Source organism: Agrobacterium sp. a22-2, from assembly GCF_012276985.1.
In the GTDB taxonomy this organism is placed as follows: Bacteria; Pseudomonadota; Alphaproteobacteria; order Rhizobiales; family Rhizobiaceae; genus Allorhizobium.
In genome coordinates this window covers 1-388 of record NZ_JAAXMM010000119.1, presented here as the reverse complement: position 1 = coordinate 388, position 388 = coordinate 1, and the positions used below count along the sequence as shown (strand labels likewise).

The window sequence follows — 388 nt, the reverse complement described above, 5'->3', positions numbered from 1 at the left end:
TATATAAGCTGGGCCTGAAAGGCATATATCCCGCAAAGCGGGCTTCAATATAATGGACCGCGCAATACCGGCTATGTCTTGAGAAAGATGCAGCGGAACGCATAATCATGAGGTTAATTTTTCTGTCATGAGAAAATCTACGACACTTTTGATCGGTTTCCTCACCACTGCCGCTATTATCCCGAATAATTGCGCGCTGGCTGCGAGCAAGGCGAATGATGGCGACTTGCGCCGTATTGTCGATGAAACGGTGCGCCCGCTCATGGCCGAGCAGAAAATCCCCGGCATGGCCGTCGCTATAACCATCGACGGCAAGAGCCACTTCTTCGGTTATGGTGTGGCATCGAAAGAAAGCGGGCAAAAAGTCACTGAAGACACGATTTTCGAG

At 50.3% G+C, this 388-nt stretch carries 1 protein-coding gene; it reads left to right on the top strand.

Annotated elements, in window-relative coordinates; genetic code table 11:
- Nucleotides 1-127: 127 nt before the first annotated feature.
- Nucleotides 128-388: serine hydrolase (locus tag HFC70_RS26670; protein WP_168476319.1), on the top strand; the 261-nt coding region annotated here is incomplete at its 3' end.